We start from the raw sequence: 19,617 nt of genomic DNA, 5'->3' as shown, positions 1-19,617 counted from the left end.
GAGCTTAGCGCATTCGACCTGGGGAACTCAGCGCAGGCCGGTTTCCGCGCGGGCGATGACCAGGCGCTGGATCTCGCTGGTGCCCTCGTAGATTTCCGTGATCTTCGCATCGCGGAAGTAGCGCTCGAGCGGCATTTCCTTCGAGTAACCCATCCCGCCGTGGATCTGCACGGCCTGGTGGGTGATCCACATCGCGGCTTCCGAGGCCACCAGCTTGGCCATCGAGGCCTCGGTACCGAAACGGCCGCCGGTCTTCTCGACCTGCCCCTTCGTCCAGGCGGCGCGCAAAGTCAGCAGCAAGGCCGAATCCAGCTTGCACTTCATGTCGGCGATCTTCGCCTGGGTCATCTGGAACGTGCCGATCGGCTGGCCGAAAGCCTTGCGGTCGCGCGACCACTGCAGCGTGGCTTCGTAGGCGGCGCGAGCGATGCCCACGGCCTGCGACGCGATGCCGATGCGACCGGCGTCGAGCACGCCCATGGCGATGGCGAAGCCCTTGCCTTCCGCGCCCAACATGTCTTCCTTCGGGCACACGTAGTCGTGGAACTCGATCTCGCACGTGGCCGAGGCGCGGATGCCGAGTTTCGGCTCCGTCTTGCCGGCGAGGAAGCCATCACGCTTGGTGTCGATGATGAAAGCCGACACCCCACGCGCACCGATGCCCGGCGTCGTCACAGCGAACAGGACGATGTAACGCGCGACCGGACCGGAGGTGATCCAGCTCTTCTTGCCGTTGATGACCCAGTCGCCGTCGGCGTTCTTCACGGCGCGCGTGTGCATGTTCGACGCATCGGAGCCGGACTGCGGCTCGGTGAGCGCGTAAGCGCCGATGGCCTCGCCCGACGCGATGGCGCGCACGTACTTCTGCTTCTGCTCCTCGGTACCGTTCTTCAGGATGCCGTTGCAGAACAGCGAATTGTTCACCGACATGATCGTGGACGTGGCCGCATCGGCCGCCGCGATCTCGACCATCGCCAGCACGTAGGCCACCGGGTCCATCCCCGCGCCGCCGTATTCCTCCGGCACCTCGATGCCCATCAGGCCGAGCTGGCCCATTTCCTGAATGTTCTCCAGCGGAAACTCGCCCTTGGCATCGAACTCGGCAGCCACCGGCGCAATGCGCTTCTGCGCGAAATCGCGCGCGATGGACTGGATCGACAGCTGGTCGTCGGTAAAGCGGAAATCCATGGGTGTTCCTCACGCCGGCCCGGCGGGCGGCAGTCTTGGGGTGGGGACAAGCCCTCCATTCTAACGGCCGCCGACGACCTTGCCGCCGTGCACTGCAACATGATGGTCTTGACGATCGGCCATGACGGCCGCATCCTACGTATCTCTGTATCGCGATATAAGGATGTTGGATGGACCTGTCGACGGCGTCCACGGCGCTCCGGCTCCTGGCCGATCCCACCCGCGTCCGCCTCCTCGCCTTGCTGGATCGCGAGGAACTGACCGTGGCGGAACTGGCGGCGGTGCTGCACCTGGCCCAGCCGCGCGTGTCCACGCACCTCGCCAAGCTCAAGGAAGCGGAACTGGTGCGCGACCGGCGGGCGGGCGTATCGGCCTATTATCGCGCGAACGCCGAGGCCGATCCCACGCTCGCCGCCCTGGTGGCCTCCCTGCGCGACACGCTCAGCGACGCGCTCCTGCGCGAGGACGCCGAACGCTTGCCCGCCGTGCTGGCCCAGCGCGCACGCGCCGAAGGCTGGGCCGACACCGTCGCCGGCGACATGGAACGTCATTATTCGCCTGGGCGCACCTGGGAGACGCTGGCGCGTTCCCTGCTCCAGTTGCTCGCTACGGGCGACGTGCTGGACATCGCATCCGGCGACGGCGTCACGGCGGAACTGCTGGCCCCGCACGCGCACTCCATCGTCTGCATCGACAGCTCGGAACGCGTCGTGGAAGCGGCGCGCCAGCGCCTCGCCGGCTTTCCCAACGTGGACGTCCGCACCGGCGACATGCATGCCCTCGACCTCCGCGACCGGCAGTTCGACCTCGTGCTCCTCCTGCACGCCCTCACCTATTCGAGCGAGCCGCAGAAAGTGTTCGACGAGGTCGCGCGTGTCCTCAAGCCCGGCGGACGCGTGCTCGCCTCGACCCTCGGCGAACACGACCATCGCGCCGTCGTCGAACCCTTCGACCATCGCAACCTCGGCTTCACCTGCGACGGTCTCACGGCCATGGCGGCGAAGGCCGGCCTGGCGGTCGTCAGTTGCGAGCGCCTTAGCCGCGAGCGCCGCGCCCCGCATTTCGAAGTCATCAGCCTGCTTGCCCGCAAACCTGCCGCGAAGGACGCCCCATGAGCCAACTGCCCTGGCTTCACCCCGATCGCGTCGCCCTCATCCAGAAGGGTCTCGCCGAACGCATCATGATCCTCGACGGCGGCATGGGCACCATGCTGCAGGGACACAAGCTGGACGAGTCCGGATACCGCGGCGAGCGCTTCGCGGCCGGTAACGACAGCACGCACGACCATGGTCACGACCATCCCGGCGAGTGCGACCTCAAGGGGAATAACGACCTGCTCCTGCTCACCCAGCCCGAGATCATCCGCGGCGTGCACATGGCCTACCTCGAGGCCGGTGCCGACTTCGTCGAGACGAACACCTTCAACGCAACGCGTGTGAGCCAAGCCGACTACCACCTGGAACACCTCGTGCCCGAGCTCAATCGCGAAGGCGCGCGAATCGCCCGCGAGGCCTGCGACGCGATGACCGCGCGCACGCCCGACAAGCCGCGGTTCGTAATCGGCGTACTGGGGCCCACCAGCCGCACCGCGTCGATTTCTCCCGACGTGAACGATCCCGGCTTCCGGAACGTTTCCTTCGAGGAGCTGAAGGCGAACTACATCGAATCCGCCCGCGCCCTCATCGAAGGCGGCGCGGACACGATCATGGTCGAAACCATCTTCGACACGCTCAATGCGAAGGCCGCCCTGTTCGCCCTGAGCGAGCTGTTCCGCGAGCTCGGCGCGCGCGTACCGGTCATGATCTCCGGCACCATCACCGACCGCTCCGGCCGGACGCTCTCGGGCCAGACCGCCGAGGCGTTCTTCTACTCGGTGGAGCACATCCAGCCGCTTTCCGTGGGGCTCAACTGTGCGCTCGGCGCCGAGGACCTGCGACCGCACGTGCAGATGCTAGCCCGCATCGCCGGCAGCGCCGTGAGCACGCATCCGAACGCGGGCCTGCCCAACGCCTTCGGCGAGTACGACGAGACACCGGAGAGCATGGCTAACACCATCCGCGGCTTCGCCGCCGACGGCCTCATCAACATCGTGGGCGGGTGTTGTGGCACCACGCCCGCGCATATCGCGGCGATCGCCGCCGCCGTGGCGCCGTACCCGCCGCGTGTACTCAAGGACATCGCGCAAGCCGCATGAGCATTCGATACACGCGCCTCTCGGGCCTCGAGCCGCTGGTCCTCACGCCGGACCTCAACTTCATCAACGTCGGCGAGCGCACCAACGTCACCGGCTCGGCCCAGTTCCGCAAACTGATCAAGGAAGGCCGCTACGAGGAAGCGGTGGAAGTCGCGCGCCAGCAGGTGGAGAACGGTGCGCAGATCATCGACATCAACATGGACGAGGGGCTCATCGATTCCGAAGCGGCGATGACCCGCTTCATCAACCTGATCTCGTCGGAACCCGATATCGCCCGGGTACCGATCATGGTCGACTCCTCGAAGTGGAGCGTGATCGAGGCAGGCCTGCGCTGCATGCAGGGCAAGGGCATCGTCAATTCCATCTCGATGAAGGAAGGTGAGGAGGCCTTTCTCGAGCACGCGCGCCGCGTGCGCCAGTACGGCGCCGCCGTCGTGGTCATGGCCTTCGACGAGGCCGGCCAGGCGGATACGAAAGAGCGCAAGGTCGCCATCTGCTCGCGCGCCCATGAACTGCTGGTGGAGGAACTGGGCTTCCCGCCCGAGGACATCATCTTCGATCCCAACATCTTCGCCATCGCGACGGGCATCGAGGAACACAACAACTACGCGGTCGACTTCATCGAGGCCACCCGCGAGCTGAAGAAGCGCTTCCCCGCCTCGCACGTCTCCGGCGGCGTATCGAACGTGTCGTTCTCCTTCCGCGGCAACAACCCGGTGCGCGAGGCGATCCATTCCGTTTTCCTGTACCACGCGATCGCCGCGGGCATGGACATGGGCATCGTCAACGCTGGCGCGCTCGCGATCTACGACGACCTGCCGGAAGAATTGCGGGAGCGCGTCGAGGACGTGGTGCTGAACCGCCGCTCCGACGCGACCGAACGCCTCCTGGAGATCGCCGACCGTTACAAGGGCGGCAAGGGCGAGGTGGCGGTGGAAACGGCCGCATGGCGCGAGAAGCCGGTCGTCGACCGCCTCAGCCACGCCCTCGTCCACGGTATCGACCAGTTCGTGGTGGAAGACACCGAGGAAGCTCGCCTGGCGTCGCGCCGCCCCCTGGACGTCATCGAGGGTCCGCTCATGGCGGGCATGAACGTGGTCGGCGACCTGTTCGGCGCGGGCAAGATGTTCCTGCCCCAGGTGGTGAAGTCCGCGCGCGTCATGAAGAAGGCCGTGGCCCACCTCATTCCTTATATCGAGGAAGAGAAGCGCAACTCCGGGGACGCCGGGAAGAACAACGGCAAGATCGTCCTCGCCACGGTAAAGGGCGACGTGCACGACATCGGCAAGAACATCGTCGGCGTGGTGCTCCAGTGCAACAACTTCGAGGTGATCGACCTCGGCGTGATGGTGCCCACGCAGAAGATCCTCGACACCGCGCGTGCGGAGAATGCCGACATCATCGGTCTGTCTGGCCTCATAACACCCTCACTCGAAGAGATGAGCCAGGTCGCGCGCGAGATGCAGCGCCAGGACTTCCACGTGCCGCTGATGATCGGTGGCGCGACGACATCGCGAGCGCACACCGCGCTGCGCATCGAACCGCATTACAAGTCACCAACCGTGTGGGTGAAGGACGCCTCGCGCGCGGTCGGCGTGGCGCAGTCGCTCGTGAGCAAGGATCTGGTGGACGGGTTCATGGCGAAGGTTCGCGCCGAGTACGCGGAAGTGCGCGAACGGCACCGCAACCGTGGTGCGGGCAAGCAACTGGTCCCGCTGGCCAAGGCACGCGAGCAGCGCTACCAGGGCGACTGGCTGACCTACCGGCCGCCCGCGCCGCGCACGCCCGGGATCACCGTCTTCGACGGCTACGACCTTGCGGAACTGCGCAACTACATCGACTGGTCGCCCTTCTTCAACGCCTGGGAGTTGGCGGGCAAGTTTCCCGCGATCCTCACCGACGACGTCGTCGGTGCACAGGCCAGCGAGCTGTATGCCGACGCACAGGCGATGCTGGACAAGCTCATCGCCGAGAAGTGGCTCACTGCTCGCGGCGTGATCGGCTTCTGGCCGGCGGCCGGGCATGGCGACGATATCGAGGTGTACGCGACGACGGGTACAGGCAAGCGCAAGCCTGTCGCGATCCTGCACCACCTGCGCCAGCAGGTGGACAAGCCGGTGGAGCGTCCGGATTTCTGCCTGGCCGACTTCGTCGCGCCACGCGAGAGCGGCGTGGAAGACTGGATCGGCGGCTTCGCCGTCACCGCCGGCCTCGGCATCGACGCGCACGTGGCACGCTTCGAGGCCGTGCACGACGACTATTCGGCGATCCTCCTCAAAGCCCTGGCCGACCGCCTGGCCGAGGCGTTCGCGGAACGTCTGCACGAGCGCGTGCGCAAGGAATTCTGGGGCTATGAGCCGGACGAGGTGCTGGATAATGCGGCCCTGATCGCCGAGGCCTACCGCGGCATCCGCCCTGCCCCCGGCTATCCGGCCTGCCCGGAGCACTCCGAAAAACGCACGCTCTTCGACTTGCTCCAGGCGACCCCAAACACCGGCATCGAACTCACGGACAGTTTCGCGATGTTTCCCACGGCGGCGGTGTCGGGCTGGTATTTCTCCCATCCCGACAGCCAGTACTTCGTCGTGGGACGCCTTACCCGCGAGCAGGTCGAGGACTATGCGAAGCGCAAGGGCTGGGACCGCACCGAAGCCGAACGCTGGCTGGCACCCTACCTGGACTACGACCCCGATTGACCTGTAGGAGCCGCTATAGCGGCTCCTACACAAGGGAGTCAGTCCTCGGCCCCGCCCGGCTTCACCGTCTCCTGCCGATCCCTATGGCGCAGGTGCGCGAACACGTTGTAGAACGACACCAGCATCGGGAAGGCCGTCTGGATGATGCCGACGGAGTCGTTCTTGCCCCAGATGAAGTAAGCCAGCGTCAGCACGCTGCCGCTGACGGACAAGTACCAGAAGGACATCGGCACCGTGACCTTCTTGTTCTTCTTCGTCGCGTAGAACTGGACGAACCAGCGCGCGGTGAAGAGCAAGGTGCCGAGGAGGCCGATGACCTTCCAGGGCGTGAGGGTCATCAGGTGGAGGTTGGCGAGGGCTTCATGCATGGCGATGTCCAGGGGGCGCGCGGATCGGCCATTTTACCGACCGTCCATTGACCGTGGCTTAGCGGATGCCCAAAGAAAAAACCCGGCACGGGGGCCGGGTTTTAGGAATCGATGGTGGGCGGTACAAGGATCGAACTTGTGACACCTGCCGTGTGAAGGCAGTGCTCTACCGCTGAGCTAACCGCCCATCGAGCCGGCTATTTTACAGGCCTGTTCGAATCCGGTCAATCGCCCTCAACTGGGCGGCGTGCAGTACGAGGCGGCCGCATCGGGACTGGCGCTGGTGGGGAGTTCCACCAGTCCGGCTCGGCCCGACGCCTGGATATCGAACCGGCGACCGGAGACGCGTAAAGTGCTTTCGCCGGTGGCTTCGCCGCCCCGGCGGGCGCAGAGGAGAAGGCTCAATGTGCCTGCAGTCGAAGCGCCGCGCGCGCTGAAGGTCAGGACCTTGTTCGCGTCAGGTGCCCGGAGCGACACGCCCGGCGTCGCTTGCGACGCCCTGATCAGTTCATCACCCGCGGTGAAGGTTTTGCCGGCCGAGGTCGAGGTGTAAACCAGGTAGCCCGTCGAATAATCCGACGAAACCGCACATGCCGGGTTATCCACGGAAGCGTCGAGCGTCGGGCAGACGGAGACGAAGGTGTTGCGCGTAATGGCGGTGGTCCTGGCCAGCCGAAGCGTGCCCAAGAAGGCATTGCTCTGCGTCGCGACCTGGTTGCGGTGCATGAAATCGATGAATGACGGCGTCGCGATCGCTGCCAGGATCGCAAGCACCGTCACCGTGACCACGAGCTCGATGAGGGTGAAGCCACGCGTCGACGACCGCATACGGGACATCATTTCGCACCCGCCCCGCACGACGTGACGACTTCAGCCTGGGCCGATCGCCGCGCAGCCTCGATCTCGTCCGGTCGCAGGCGGCGTGATGCCGAAGGGTCCGTGCTGTCGACCAACATGGCGCCGCTCGAGAGCGTCGCGAGATTCGCTTTGGCCGCTTCGCAATTTCGACGGGTCGCCGCTGCTTCCGCGGCGTCCAGTTTCGTCATATCGGTGGCAATCGGCGCCGGTGCCGCGGGTGCAACCGCCTGCGCTCCTCCTTTCAACGTCACGCGAGTCGCCGCCCGACCCTGCGGCGGCTGGTCCGTGTAGTGCACCGTGCCGGAGGCATCGGTCCACTTGTACACGCTGGTGGATTGCGCTGTCGCCGCGCCCGGTGCCATGGCTGAAACGAGGATGATGGCGAAGAGGGACGTCATCTTCATCATTTGCTCCAGCAAGCGGGATCGTTCGCCTTGGTACCCGTCGACCCCTGGACCCCCAGGTTGTTCAAGGTCAGCGTCTGGCAATCCGGATCGTTCTTCGCCTGATCGTTCAGCGCCTTCGCTTCGACCCGGAACGCCGTGCTCGTGGCCACGGCGACATCCACCTCGTAGCGATCACCCGCCATGGTCTTCGTGGCATTGAGGTCGTCAAGCGCGTCGGTGTAGGCATTCTTGGAGTAGTAGTAGCGCTCCTGGCGTGCTGCCAGGTCGATCAGCGCCGCCTGCGCGTCGACCCGGTGGGAGCGGACGACGTAACGGCGATAGGACGGAATGGCGACCGCGGCAAGAATCGCGACGATGAGCACCACGATCACCAGCTCGATGAGCGTGAAGCCCCTGGGCAGTCTGCGCAACATGGGTTCGTTCATTACTTGTTCCCCTGGGGCTCACGCCACGACGTCTCGCCGCTGGTGACGGGTTTGAGCGTGGCGACATCCTTGCACACAATCGCGCCGGTAGAGGTCTGCGTGCATGCCGTGACCTTCTTGCTGCCGTTATTGCTTTCGCCGGCGCTGCCCGCGTGCAGGCTCGGCGGTGCCGGGAGGCCCTGGCCCAAGCCAGTCGCGTCGTTGATCCGCCCGCCCGTGCCCGTGCCGAAGACGGCCGCGCCCGGGTCCGCCGTGCCCGTCTTGTAGTTGCTGGCGACAAGGTAGGCGTTGCCCAGGCCGGTACATATGGAAGTGCCCGGCACGTACGTCGTGGTAAGCAACAGACCGCCGAGCAGGGCCTGGGCGCTGACCACTCGCTCAGACGGATTCGTGCCGTTGACCTGCAGGTTTCGGTACCAACCGGCGACGGTCGGGCTGTCGAACACGGAAGAAAGCGCGTCGAATGTGTTGGTGTCCTTGGGTATGAGCGTGCTGTCCGTCGGCACACCAGTGACCGATTTGTCGCTAAAGATGTTGAGGTTGGTCACATCGACCAGGTTGCCGAGCGCGACGGTCGTCTTCGCCTGAGGGTCGTCCGAGGTCAGCAACGACGTATCGATGAGTCCGTAGATACGCTGCTGTCCCGCCGTCGTCTTGTCCGCCGTCGTAAAGAGCCGCCCCGTACCGAAGAAGGCCATCGGTGCCCCGCGCTCGTTGCGGGCTAACGTCGGACGGATCGTCACAGGCATGCCGTCAGGCGCATCCGTCGAACCCATGTTCAACATCCTGCCCGTACCCGCGGCCGTGCCCCACTTCGTCACGTCCGGCTCGCCGTTGATCGCGATCTTCCAGAAGTGCCCGCCGAATTCGTTCGTCCCGCGGTCGTAGACACTTCCGAAATAGATGGCCTCGGCCTTACCGTCGAGGTTGAAGTCGGACGCTATGAGGTCTCCCGCGAAGCTCTTCTTGCCGGCGTCGTCACCGGCACCGAGATCGATCGTCGTCGGCGAAACCGTCGGCGTCGCCGCGGTGAGGTCCTTCATGTTGTAAATCTTGACGCGGAGGTTGGCGCTGGATCCGACGCGTCCGGCATCGGTGGGACCGGAACCGATGGCCAGGTAGAACTGATTCGGGTCACCCGTGGGCACGTCGCGGATCACGGCCATCGCGGGTTGCGACGTCGTCCTCGTGCCCGGGAAGGTCAACTCGGCGAGGACGCGCGGCGCCTTTTCGGGATTGGTGATGTCCATGACGACATAAGCAGACTCGCCGGTAAACGTGTTCGGCGTCTTTGGGTCCGTCGAGGTAGCGACGCTGATCGTGCCGCCGCCAAGGCGGAACGGCACCACCAGTACGGTGCCCCATCCTTCCACATGGTCGTCATCCGCCGTGAAGGTCTTCACGTCGAACGCCACGGGGCTACCGTCAACGTAGTACACGTGCTTGTAATTCGGATCGGTGAGCCAGCGGAGGTGCGGGAGCAGGTTGCCCGGGACATAGGCCCAGACTTCCGCACCAAGCGGATGGGCGGTGCGGGCCGCCGTCACCGTGCCGGTCACCGTGCGATCGTCCGCCGTGCAGATCGCGTCCGTCGGTTGTGTCGTGAAGCGCTGACAGCTGGTGTTGTAGAAGCCGCCGTTGAACGCGTGGATCATGCCGTCATTGGCACCGACGTAGACCATTTGCCTGCGGTTGCGATAGCTGTTGCGGAAGTCCGCATACGAGGTGTCGTTGTACAACAGGTCGTACGCTTCGGCTGGTGCGCTCACCACGAGCGGCGTCGAATTGACGATGTCCCCCAGACGGGCGACCCGCCCTTGCAAGCTCGCGTTGTCGGCACTGAAGTCCACCGTACGGTTGCGCATCCCGGCAACTTCCGTTCCGCGGACCCAAGTCACGATGTTCTGCGCCTCCGCGGCGTTGTCGCTATTCAGGAAGCGATAGTTGTTCGCGTTGAGCGACGTGCTACCCGACGTGCTCCAGGCGAACGGCTGCACCTCGCCATTATCCACGACACCGTTACGATTGGCATCGATCCAGGTGAATATGTACCGGCCCGCGGCATCGCTGAAGGCCGTGGCGTAAGCACGCTGAACATTTGCCTTGAGCCCGGGATTCCACAGCAAGTTGCGGGCGTTCCACAGCGTCTTGATGTCGGCAAGCTCGATGGTCACCGAGTTACCCGGCACGAACTTCTTTGCGTCGGTGCTCACGTAGCGGGTAGCCACCGTCTTCTGCCCACCAGCCTGGTAGCTGTAGACGATGACGGGATCGGTGATGTAGTCGTCGAGCTGGCCGTTTCCGTTTCCATCCTCGCGCAAGTAGCCGAACTCGTCCGTCCACAGCCCGCTCAGCGAACCGGACCACGTGGCACGCCGTCCACTGTTGTCCGTCCGCTCCGCCTCGTAGAGCGCCTGGTAAGTCACGCCCGTACCGTTGGCGCTGGTCGCCACCGTCGCCGCGGCGGTGCCGGAGGCGATCTTCGCGAGGATCTTGCGGAAGAGCGCATCGAGCGACGTCTCAAGCTTGCCCGGATCGGTCACGAGGAAATAGTTGTCCGGAATGCCGTCCTTGTCCGCATCCCATTTGCTGGTGTCCAGCGGACTCAGATCGTTTGCCGGTGTGTCCGTTCCATCTGCCTTCGTGGTGTCCAGTCGGAACCCGCCCCACTTCGAGGCGTAAAGCAAGGGATCGCTCAATGTGCCCGCAGCACTGTTGCCCACGGCGTACACACCGGTGGTTGCCTGATCCGTGACCGTGCAGTTCGTGCAGCCGCCCGACGTATTGATCTTGGATCCGGACACATTGTTCAGTGTGTTGCCGTTGGCGTCGACGACGGTCGGTGAAACGGGATCGGTGTAGTTGAAGCCGTAGATGCCGGAGTGGAAGTGAGGACCATCTTTCGTGGTACCCGACACAATGTAACCAAAGCCCTGACCGTTGTTGGTCGAGGCGGCCACCGGCTTGGTCGTGATCTTCACCGTGTCCTTGGTGATGGCGTACGTGATGATGCCCCACATGTCCTGGTCATAGTCGCCACCTGCGAAGCTGTCTTCCCAGTCGGCGTAGAAGCTACCCGTGGCAGTCTGCACACCGTTGATCGTGGTGACTTGCTGATTGAGTACTTTGAAGTCGACCAGGGCGCCGCCACCGACGCCAGTCGGCAGGGTTAGTCGATAGGCAGGGATGATGGTAACGAACTTGCCAGCGCCACCGGGCACGGCAACGCGAATCTGCGGCGTGTTAGTGGCCAACTGCACACCGAAGGTCGTGACCTTGAGCGATGTGCGGTCCTCCACCGGGACAATCGGATCGCCGGTCTTCGGATCGTTGCCCAGGTCACGGATACGGTTGATGTGCGCTCCATAAGCCGCGCCCGCCATGAGGTAACCGCCCTTCAGGGCCGGGCTCTCGGGACAGATGCCCTGGACGCCGGAAAGGTCACTGATGACCTTTGCCGAGCAAAGGTCCGCACCCGTGGTGGCCCCCGGCGCGTTGCCCACGAACCAGCTCTTGCCCGTGATGCCCTCACCGGTCGCCACCAGGTTGGTCCACGTCCCCACCGATTTCTTGGTGTTCAGATCGTCGAATCCGGAAACGGCGTCGGTGTCGTAGCTAAGCGAACTGGCATTGAAGTTGATGACATTGAGCGCAGCGCAGAAGTTCGCTTCCGTGATCGGGCTCGTCCAAGTGGTCACGGCGGTGAGGCCGAGCGTCGCGTCCTCTGTCGTGCCCGTCGACGATGGGATGAACGAGGCCGTCGGGGACTTCCCACCTGACAGGTAGCGCAAGGTTTCGATATAGCTCTCGGCCATGGGGTTGCCCCAGGATGAGCAGTTGCCCTCGGCGACGAGGCCGTTCTTCCCGGCCTGGGTCGAGTCGGACGTAATACCTACCTGCTGATAGGTGCAACCGTTGCCATTGCCGTAGTTGTTGCCTGAGCCGTACTGATAACCGTAGATGCGGAGGGCATTGATGTTGGAAATGATGCCTTTGGATGACGTACCGGTATTGAAGACGCCCGTCGCCGCGTCGATCTCGTTGGCGATGAAGTCGCCGGAATTATTGTCTGGACCAGGAAGGGCCGCGCGCACCACGCCGCCGGAAGCGTTCTTGTCGAAGCTGGGCGTCACGAGCCCGAACTTGATGTTGCCCGATTCGCCATATTTCTGCAGGAGACCTACCGGCTTGTAGATCGGATTGGTCGCCTGGTCGTTCGGGTACTTCTTGCAGTTTTCCTGTCCGATGAGCCCGGACACGCAGACCTGGACGCGAACGTTGAGTTCGGCCCAGTCCGTGCCACTCGTGCCCGCCCCTTTGCGGGGGTTTTCGGCGGACGCGCCGAGACCGGAGAATGCGGCGCGGTTGCCGTTACTGAGGAAACCGTCGTCGAAACCGCTCTGGGAGTTGGACTTCTCCTCCGACCATTGGCACTGGAGACTTTCGTTCGAACCCCAGAGCGACATGTCGCCCGTCTGCATGCGGAGCAACGGCGCCGCATCGTCACCTTGGGACAGGTTGTTCTTGCTGCCCTTAGGCGTCGTATTGCAGAAGCTGATGCCCGTTCGGGTGAGGTTGGTCATGCTCCACTGGGCGATCCCGGTAAGAGTCGCCATGCACGTTGCCACGCTGGTGCACGCCGACGTACCGACTCTCGTACCGCTGAACATGCCCGCCTGGACGCGAAGTTCAACGCGGTTCGTGCTCGCATTCGTTACGTAGTTCTTGTCGGTGTTATTCGTCCAGGTTCCGTCGGAGTTCTTATGACCATCGTTGAAGAAGCGCACGGGAGCGTCGAGGACCAGCGTGCCGCTGCTCGTGCTGGTCGAAATGCGAATCTGGTCACCCACTTGCATCTTCAGGGTGTTGTCGATCCCCTTGAATCGAAGAAGGGTGTACGAAGTGTTGTTCTCGCTGAGCGCTGTAGTGCTGCTGTAGACGTAATCGGAACTCTTACTCAAGGTCTGGGTGGGACGAGTGACCGACGGGTTGTACGGCGTCAGGCTGGCGATGTCCGTCCCGTTGTAGAACTTCGCGAACGAATGGGCATCCATCGGCAGATGGGCCCGCTCGAGGACCGTCGTGTCGGTCGTGTCGGTCGAACGCAGTCCGCCATAAAGAATCTTGCGGACCTCGTCCATGCGCGTCATGGTCACCCAATTGAGGAAGTTGCCCGACCACTGGCTCGTGCAATAGTGATTGGTCGCATTACCCTTGGGTACGAACATGCTGTTCGAATACGCGTAACACTTACTCGGGTCGAAATACCCTGCGTAGGTGAAAGCGTTGTTGTAGGTCGTGTCGAGCGCTCCGTCGTTGTTGAGGTCGGAGAAGTCGTTGTATGCCTTGTAGAACAACTGGTGGTCGCGAGAGAGGTTCAGCATGACCAGCGGCGCCGCACCCGCCACGCCGAGCGGCGGGTCGACGGCATAGGCATTCGCCTGTTGCTGGGCATTGGAGACGGCCGTCGCATGTGCCACCGGCGCGCTGCCAAAGCCGGCTGCCATGAAGGCAACCACCGCGCCGAGCAACAAGCCATGTCGGTTCAATCGGAAGGCATTCATCTCGATGTCCTGGGCGCGATCAGTTGCGAATCGTCTGTTGGTATTGGGTGTGCGTGATGGCCGCGCCGTTGCCCGGCGCCTCCGCGACGCTCTTCACTTCGAAGTACATCTCGGCACCGCCGGCCGCCGCGCCGACACCCAATCCACGGTAACCGGCCGCCTGGGCACCTCCTGCACCTTCTTTCATCACCGTGCCATCGGGAATCACGGCGACTTTTGCGCCCACATCCGCGCTGCAGGACTCACTGGACGTGTCGCAGATGGCGATCACCATGTCGGGATGCCACGTGCTGGCGTCATACGGCGTTTCTTTCGGAAGATCGCCACAGGCGGGCTGCAGCGTTCCGTAGAACAAGCTGGTCTTGCCCGAGCAATCCGGCTGGAGAGCAGTCTTGACCTTTGCGAGGAGGTCCGCGGGAAGGGTGCTGGAGTAGTCGAATTCGGAGTCGGGCACGTCGCCGTTGAACGAGGATGGCCATCCTCGCGCGAAAACGTGCTCGTCGAACAAGTTGATCGGGACGCTCCGCAAGGCTTCGGATGCCTCGAATGCCGATTCGTGCCGCGCGCTGTTCGTGACCATGCGCATTTCCACGAGCGTTCCCTTCATCGCCATCACGGCGACGATGGAAAGCACCAGTAAGAAGATGAGCCCGATGAAAAGCGCGATGCCCCGTTGGGAATGCAGTGCGGTATAGGTTCGCATGTTCATCCCCTGACCCGATTGCGCAGCAGCACCACTTGCGAGCTGATCGTTCGTGCGTACTGCTGAGGATTGTCGCCGTAGGTGCCGTCCGGCTGGTCCTTGCAAAGATTCGTGTCGTCGGTCGCCGGATAGGTTACCGCCCCGTCGTTCGCGATCGCATACGCGCAGTGCGGGGAAAGTAAGAACGTGCCGCCATGGGGCACTCGCGTATCCCGGGTCGCGGACCTTGCGATGAAGGTCGCCCGTACCTGGGTCACCGTGGGCCAGCTGGTATCCGAGGCCTTGGCGAAGGGAACCTGATGAAGGTTGGCCGGATCCGGTCCGGCCAGCCAGGAGTACTCGAAAGAGAGTTGCTCGATACCGTCCACCACCACTTCCGACACCGGCTTCCCGGTGGCATCGAGGCGCATGCGCACCAGCGAAGGCGACGGCGTGCCGCCATCGTCGCTCGCGTCGCAGACATCGTTGGCCCCTGGATCGGCGCATGGGCGCAAGTAGTACATCTCGAGCTGGTACGGATAGACGTAGCGACCTGTTGCGATCGGCAGCGTCGACTTCGGCACCGGATCGCCGCGACGAAAGAGCGCCGCCTGCTGGCCCAGGCCCGACACAAGCAGGATGCTCGTCTGGTTGGGTACGAGGTTGAGGTCCGTGGAATCGAAAGCAGGGGTATCGGCACCTTTGTCCGGGTCGTAGCCCGTCGTGTCGGCATAGCGGACCACGAGGACATCGGAACCTTTCACGTAATTGGCGTCATCCACGCACTTGGGGATCGGAAACGTGTCGCCTCCGTCATAGCCGAAGACGCCGTTTTGCTTGCCGGTTCCCACGCTGAGAACCCAATCCGCGTCACAACCGTCGCCGCCGATACCAGCCTTGTTCGCGGTGGGCACGATGGACGCCGGCTTGACGCCACCCCAGAAGTCCGCCATCCGCAACGACCAAGCCAGCCGTGAGGCCGCGAACCGGACGTTCTCCTGATTGAAATTGTTGCTTTGCTGCAACGTGAACGCCTGCCGATTGGCCATGAGCACACTGATGAGCCCGGCAACCACGATGAGGCCGATCACCAGGGACACCATGAGTTCGACGAGCGAGAAGCCGCGCTGCCGACGACCGGATGTATGCATTCGATCGTTCCTCATTGCAGGTAACTGAAGCTGTAAGACTGTGTGGAATCGCTGTTCTCGTCGTCGGCGACTCCCGCCCATGAGACCTTGATGATCAAGGTGCCGAGGGTGGCGTCCTGGGTCACGCTGGCGACGCTATGGCCCGCGGTAGGCGCCGGCAGGTTCTTGGCCAGGGCCAGCTGCCAGCAGGCGAGATCGCGCTTAGCCACGGCTGCCGGCGTATCGAGGGTGGCGCTGTCGCAATCGGCCTGGGTATAGGCGGCCTTGCCGTCGTAAAGATAAGCGCTGTCGCCCGACGTCGGGATGGCCCCGGCAGGATTGGCGCGCATCGATTCGGCCAGACTGCGGGCCAGGATAATGGCGGCGGTCCGCGAGCCCGACTCCTTCGTGAACTGCGCCCCGCGCATTTGCAGCATGGCGATGCCGAGCAGCCCGATGCTGAACACCAGGACGGCCACCATCACTTCAATGAGCGACACGCCGTGCACGGCGCGGCGCGATATCGGATGAATCACCCTGTACCCCCTCTCGCCGGACCCTATCCGGCAACGTGAAGGGTATGCCCTACGCGCCCGGAGGCAAGCCGCAGCCGACCGGCGGTCGTAAACGCCCGACAGACGGCATCCACCCCTTCACCACTCGCCCTTCACGTATCGCGTTGCTCCATGGTCGCGTTCCCCACAGGAGGCCCATGCGATGACCCACGACCGCCAGGATGTAAACCACCCCGACCACGCCCAGCCCAAGCACCAGGAGACCGAGGCGGAGAAAAAAGAACGCAAGAACCACGCGGACGAAAACCAGGACCATGCGCTGGAAGAAACCTTCCCCGCGAGCGATCCCGTGTCGCCATTCGTCCCGGCGAAAGCTCCAGACTGAACCCTAATTTACCGACGCGACGCCTCGTGTCCCGCTGACACGATGGCGTCGCCTCCGCATAACGGTTCGGTCACGGATGCGCGGGGAGAATAAGCGGGCTAAGAAGGAGTCGTCCCGTGCTCGCGCAGTATGTCTTTACCTCATCCGACGCCCCGTTCCGCATCGTTCGCCACGGCCACCGTTGGCGCGCGCTCCGGGACGACGTGGAAGTGGGTCGCTACGATCGTCCGGAAGAAGCGGTGCGCGACCTGCGCGACCGTCACCCGGCCGCTCGCCTTCCGCGCCGCCTCGATGACTGGCGGTTCCTTCCGGATGCGCCGCTCCGCCACCTGCCTCCGCCGACCCCTTCGGCCATCGCACGCTTGTCGGTGGCGTAACTAGCTCCTCGGCCGCCACTCCCGGGCCAGCATCGCAAAAACGACATCGTCGACCCATTCGCCACGGATGAGGCAGCTTTCGACGTGATGCGCTTCCTGGCGGAAGCCGAGGGAACGCAACAACGCCATGCTGGCGACGTTGCGCGGGTCGACGGATCCCACGGCGCGTCGATAGCCCCATTCGCCGAACGCCAGGTCGAGCAGTCCGCCCAACGCCTCTCGTGCGTAGCCCTGCCCCTGCCGATTCGGCGCCAGCGTGACACCGAATTCAATCGCGTCGAAGTGGCTGGGCGGGAAATGGATGCCGAGGTCGCCGACCAGTTCGTCCGACACACCGTCGCGGATGGCGAGTTGGAGCCAGCTGTCGGCCATGGCGAACGCCTGCGCCGCCTGCTTGGCGATGAATCCCTCCACTTCGGCCTGGTCAGCGGGTTTCCATCCCTGGAACCGCGCGACGGCATCGTCGCCGCGATAGGCGAACAGAGCCGCCGCGTCGCTGGGTACGAGCCGGTCGAGGCGCAGGCGCGGCGTGGCGATGGCGGTGAATCGGGGTTCGTCCATTCGGTATCCTCGGCGGATTCGGTTTCCCCTGAAATCCAGGAGTGGTCCTTGAACACGATAACCGGCGGCTGCCGCTGTGGACAGGTGAGGTATGTGCTCACGGTGGATAAATTGCCGCGAAGCTATGCCTGCCACTGCCTAGATTGCCAGACCTGGACGGGCGTGGCCTTCAGCCAAAGTTGCGTGTTCCCCGGTGACGTGCTGAGCGTGTCTGGCGACGTCGCGATCTACGAGTTGGCGGGGTCGGCGGGTCGCGTGTCGCGCCAGCGCATCTGCCCCACGTGCCACACCCGGGTCTACAACACGAACACCGGACACCGCTTCACCGTCTTGCGCGCCGGCACGCTGGACCGCAGTGACGAACTCGATTGCGTCGCCCACATGTGGACACGTCGCAAGCAGGCCTGGATCGCCCTGCCCCCGGACATCCCTACCTGGCACGAAGGGCCTGGATCGTTCGACGAACTGGCGCGGGCGCTCGGGCTAACCCGCTGACACAAAAAAACCCGCATAAGCGGGTTTTTTTGCTTCCTCCGGGACCGCGCGACGGCAGTTCGGGAGATGATCGTTGGTGCCGGAAATAGGAATCGAACCTACGACCTCATCATTACGAATGACGCGCTCTACCAACTGAGCTATTCCGGCGAGAAGCGGAATTCTAGGGGAACCCCGGGTCGGCGTGCAAGCCTCAGCCGGCCATCCGGAGTTCTTTCGGCAGGGCGAAGGTGATGTTCTCGGCCTCGCCGTCGAGTTCCCGCACGCTACCCGAGCCCCAGGACTGCAGGCGGGCGATGACTTCCTGGACCAGCTTCTCCGGCGCGGAGGCGCCGGCGGTCACGCCAATGCGGGTCTTGCCTTCGAGCCAGCTCCGCTCGATATGCTCGGCGCCATCGATGAGGTAGGACGTGACGCCCTGCTTCTCGGCCAGTTCCTTCAGGCGGTTCGAATTTGAGCTGTTGATCGAGCCCACGACGAGGACGAGGTCCACGGCGTCGGCGAGGCGGCGCACGGCGTCCTGGCGATTCTGCGTGGCGTAGCAGATGTCGTCCTTGCGCGGACCTTCGATGGTCGCGAACTTCGCGCGCAGCGCGCCGATGATGGCGATGGTGTCGTCCACCGACAGCGTGGTCTGCGTGACGAAGGCCAGCTTGTCCGGCTGCCTGGGCTGCAACGCCTCGACGTCTTCCACGGACTCGACCAGGTAGATGCTGCCGCTGTTGGCGGGGTTCCACTGGCCCATGGTGCCTTCGACCTCGGGATGGCCGGCGTGGCCGATCAGCACGACGTCATGGCCCGCGCGGCCGAGGCGCGCGACTTCCATGTGCACCTTGGTAACCAGCGGACACGTCGCATCGAAGACGTTGAGGCGGCGGCGGTCGGCTTCCTCGCGCACGGACTTCGGCACGCCGTGCGCGCTGAAGATCACCGTGGAGCCGTCCGGCACCTCGTCCAGCTCCTCGACGAACACCGCGCCGTCGGCGCGAAGGCGCTCCACCACGTAACGGTTGTGCACGACCTCGTGGCGCACATAGATGGGCGCACCGTAGGACTCGAGGGCGCGCTCGACGATGGCGATGGCGCGATCGACGCCGGCGCAGAAACCGCGGGGATTGGCGAGGATGATGTCCAAGGGGACCTCGGGGCCGCTAGGGGCCATAGCATGGAGGCGTTAGCTGACGCCGTAACCGCCCCATTATCGCATGAGCGCCTGTGGGAAGCATGAGCGCCCGTGGGAAGATGTGCCCCGGATTTCAGCGCGAAACAGGCTTCGGGTTGCCGCCGAACATGCTGAACACGATCAGCGCCACGGCGCCGACGCTGATGGCCGAATCGGCGACGTTGAAGACCGGAAAGGGATAGCTGCCCAGGAAGACCTGGATGAAGTCGGTGACTTTTGCCGCATGCAGCCGGTCGATCACGTTGCCCAGGGCGCCGCCGAGGATCAGCGCCAGGGGCATGGCGGTGCGCCAGTCACCCCGCGGCGTGCGCGAAAGCCATACGCCCAGGGTCGCGCTGACCACCACGGCCAGCAGGACGAAGAACCAGCGCTGCCATCCGGCACTATCGGCCAGGAAGCTGAACGCGGCGCCGGTATTGAAGGTCAGCGTCCAGTTGAGGATGCCTGGGATGACCGGATGCGGCGTCTCCGCCGGCTGCAGCGCCGTGAGCGCCCACCACTTGGTCAGCTGGTCGAGCACGATCATGGCGGCGGCGAGCCAGAGCCAGGAGAGGGCGTTGGGTTTCGGGCGTGCGGTCATTCGGAAAGC

Annotated in this window: 18 protein-coding genes and 2 tRNA genes; 6 read left to right on the top strand and 14 right to left on the bottom strand. The window is 64.1% G+C overall.

Features of this window, described 5'->3' with window-relative positions; translation table 11 throughout:
* Positions 1-27: 27 nt before the first annotated feature.
* The gene (locus ACQKIE_RS11940; protein ID WP_427459288.1) at positions 28-1,188 is read right to left on the bottom strand and encodes an acyl-CoA dehydrogenase family protein; all 1,161 of its coding nucleotides are present in this window, start codon (positions 1,186-1,188) and stop codon (positions 28-30) included.
* A gap of 170 nt (positions 1,189-1,358) precedes the next feature.
* On the opposite strand from ACQKIE_RS11940, the gene ACQKIE_RS11935 reads away from it, so the two are divergent.
* Genes ACQKIE_RS11935 through metH form a run of 3 tightly spaced genes read left to right on the top strand, consistent with a single transcriptional unit; the run spans position 1,359 to position 6,078 of the window.
* On the top strand, positions 1,359-2,303 hold the full coding sequence (locus ACQKIE_RS11935) for an ArsR/SmtB family transcription factor (RefSeq protein WP_427459286.1): 945 nt from the start codon (positions 1,359-1,361) through the stop codon (positions 2,301-2,303).
* Positions 2,300-3,382: a homocysteine S-methyltransferase family protein gene (locus tag ACQKIE_RS11930; RefSeq protein ID WP_427459283.1), complete on the top strand. Its 1,083-nt coding sequence runs from the start codon at positions 2,300-2,302 to the stop codon at positions 3,380-3,382. The genes ACQKIE_RS11935 and ACQKIE_RS11930 overlap by 4 nt, the downstream gene beginning before the upstream one ends.
* Positions 3,379-6,078: a methionine synthase gene (metH, locus tag ACQKIE_RS11925; RefSeq protein WP_427459281.1), complete on the top strand. Its 2,700-nt coding sequence runs from the start codon at positions 3,379-3,381 to the stop codon at positions 6,076-6,078. Before ACQKIE_RS11930 ends, metH begins: the two co-directional genes overlap by 4 nt.
* Positions 6,079-6,116: 38 nt before the next feature.
* Here the strand turns inward: metH and ACQKIE_RS11920 are convergent, their stop codons facing one another.
* From ACQKIE_RS11920 to pilV, 9 genes are all read right to left on the bottom strand, one after another.
* Positions 6,117-6,446, bottom strand: coding sequence for a lipid-A-disaccharide synthase N-terminal domain-containing protein (locus tag ACQKIE_RS11920; RefSeq protein WP_427459279.1), 330 nt, complete (start codon positions 6,444-6,446; stop codon positions 6,117-6,119).
* A gap of 112 nt (positions 6,447-6,558) precedes the next feature.
* Positions 6,559-6,633, bottom strand: a tRNA-Val gene (locus ACQKIE_RS11915).
* Positions 6,634-6,680: 47 nt separating this feature from the next.
* Positions 6,681-7,274, bottom strand: coding sequence for a GspH/FimT family pseudopilin (locus ACQKIE_RS11910; protein WP_427459277.1), 594 nt, complete (start codon positions 7,272-7,274; stop codon positions 6,681-6,683).
* 8 nt (positions 7,275-7,282) lie between these two features.
* Entirely contained in the window at positions 7,283-7,708 is a 426-nt protein-coding gene (locus ACQKIE_RS11905) for a DUF4124 domain-containing protein (RefSeq protein ID WP_427459275.1), read from the bottom strand.
* Positions 7,708-8,136 carry a type IV pilin protein gene (locus ACQKIE_RS11900; protein WP_427459273.1) on the bottom strand — a complete coding sequence of 143 codons (429 nt, stop codon included), beginning with the start codon at positions 8,134-8,136 and terminating at the stop codon, positions 7,708-7,710. Before ACQKIE_RS11900 ends, ACQKIE_RS11905 begins: the two co-directional genes overlap by 1 nt.
* Positions 8,136-13,700: a pilus assembly protein gene (locus tag ACQKIE_RS11895; protein WP_427459271.1), complete on the bottom strand. Its 5,565-nt coding sequence runs from the start codon at positions 13,698-13,700 to the stop codon at positions 8,136-8,138. Before ACQKIE_RS11895 ends, ACQKIE_RS11900 begins: the two co-directional genes overlap by 1 nt.
* Before the next feature lie 19 nt (positions 13,701-13,719).
* The gene (locus ACQKIE_RS11890; protein ID WP_427459269.1) at positions 13,720-14,403 is read right to left on the bottom strand and encodes a pilus assembly PilX family protein; all 684 of its coding nucleotides are present in this window, start codon (positions 14,401-14,403) and stop codon (positions 13,720-13,722) included.
* A 2-nt stretch (positions 14,404-14,405) separates the two neighbouring features.
* Positions 14,406-15,533, bottom strand: a complete 1,128-nt coding sequence (locus ACQKIE_RS11885) for a PilW family protein (RefSeq protein ID WP_427459267.1) — start codon at positions 15,531-15,533, stop codon at positions 14,406-14,408.
* An 11-nt stretch (positions 15,534-15,544) separates the two neighbouring features.
* Positions 15,545-16,048, bottom strand: a complete 504-nt coding sequence (pilV, locus tag ACQKIE_RS11880) for a type IV pilus modification protein PilV (RefSeq protein ID WP_427459265.1) — start codon at positions 16,046-16,048, stop codon at positions 15,545-15,547.
* A gap of 181 nt (positions 16,049-16,229) precedes the next feature.
* Here pilV and ACQKIE_RS11875 point away from each other — a divergent pair, with 181 nt between their 5' ends.
* A complete protein-coding gene (locus tag ACQKIE_RS11875) occupies positions 16,230-16,412 on the top strand; it encodes a hypothetical protein (protein WP_427459263.1) in 183 nt (60 codons plus the stop codon).
* Positions 16,413-16,528: 116 nt separating this feature from the next.
* Entirely contained in the window at positions 16,529-16,789 is a 261-nt protein-coding gene (locus ACQKIE_RS11870) for a hypothetical protein (protein ID WP_427459261.1), read from the top strand.
* Here the strand turns inward: ACQKIE_RS11870 and ACQKIE_RS11865 are convergent, their stop codons facing one another.
* Positions 16,790-17,350 (bottom strand): GNAT family N-acetyltransferase, encoded by a 561-nt coding sequence (locus ACQKIE_RS11865; protein WP_427459259.1) that lies wholly within the window; start codon positions 17,348-17,350, stop codon positions 16,790-16,792.
* A gap of 48 nt (positions 17,351-17,398) precedes the next feature.
* Here ACQKIE_RS11865 and ACQKIE_RS11860 point away from each other — a divergent pair, with 48 nt between their 5' ends.
* A complete protein-coding gene (locus ACQKIE_RS11860) occupies positions 17,399-17,845 on the top strand; it encodes a GFA family protein (RefSeq protein WP_427459257.1) in 447 nt (148 codons plus the stop codon).
* Positions 17,846-17,919: 74 nt separating this feature from the next.
* On the opposite strand, the gene ACQKIE_RS11855 is transcribed toward ACQKIE_RS11860, so the two are convergent.
* From ACQKIE_RS11855 to lspA, 3 genes are all read right to left on the bottom strand, one after another.
* Positions 17,920-17,995 (bottom strand) — tRNA-Thr (locus tag ACQKIE_RS11855).
* Between the two features lie 43 nt (positions 17,996-18,038).
* Complete coding sequence (gene ispH, locus ACQKIE_RS11850; protein ID WP_427459255.1) at positions 18,039-18,980, bottom strand: 4-hydroxy-3-methylbut-2-enyl diphosphate reductase; 942 nt, start codon at positions 18,978-18,980, stop codon at positions 18,039-18,041.
* 121 nt (positions 18,981-19,101) lie between these two features.
* Positions 19,102-19,608 (bottom strand): signal peptidase II, encoded by a 507-nt coding sequence (gene lspA / locus ACQKIE_RS11845; RefSeq protein WP_427459253.1) that lies wholly within the window; start codon positions 19,606-19,608, stop codon positions 19,102-19,104.
* Positions 19,609-19,617 lie beyond the last annotated feature (9 nt).

The sequence above is a fragment of the Luteibacter sp. NPDC031894 genome (genome assembly GCF_050273135.1).
Classification (GTDB): domain Bacteria; phylum Pseudomonadota; class Gammaproteobacteria; order Xanthomonadales; family Rhodanobacteraceae; genus Luteibacter.
Note: the sequence above shows the minus strand (reverse complement) of the source record. Positions and strands in the feature narration are given on the sequence as shown.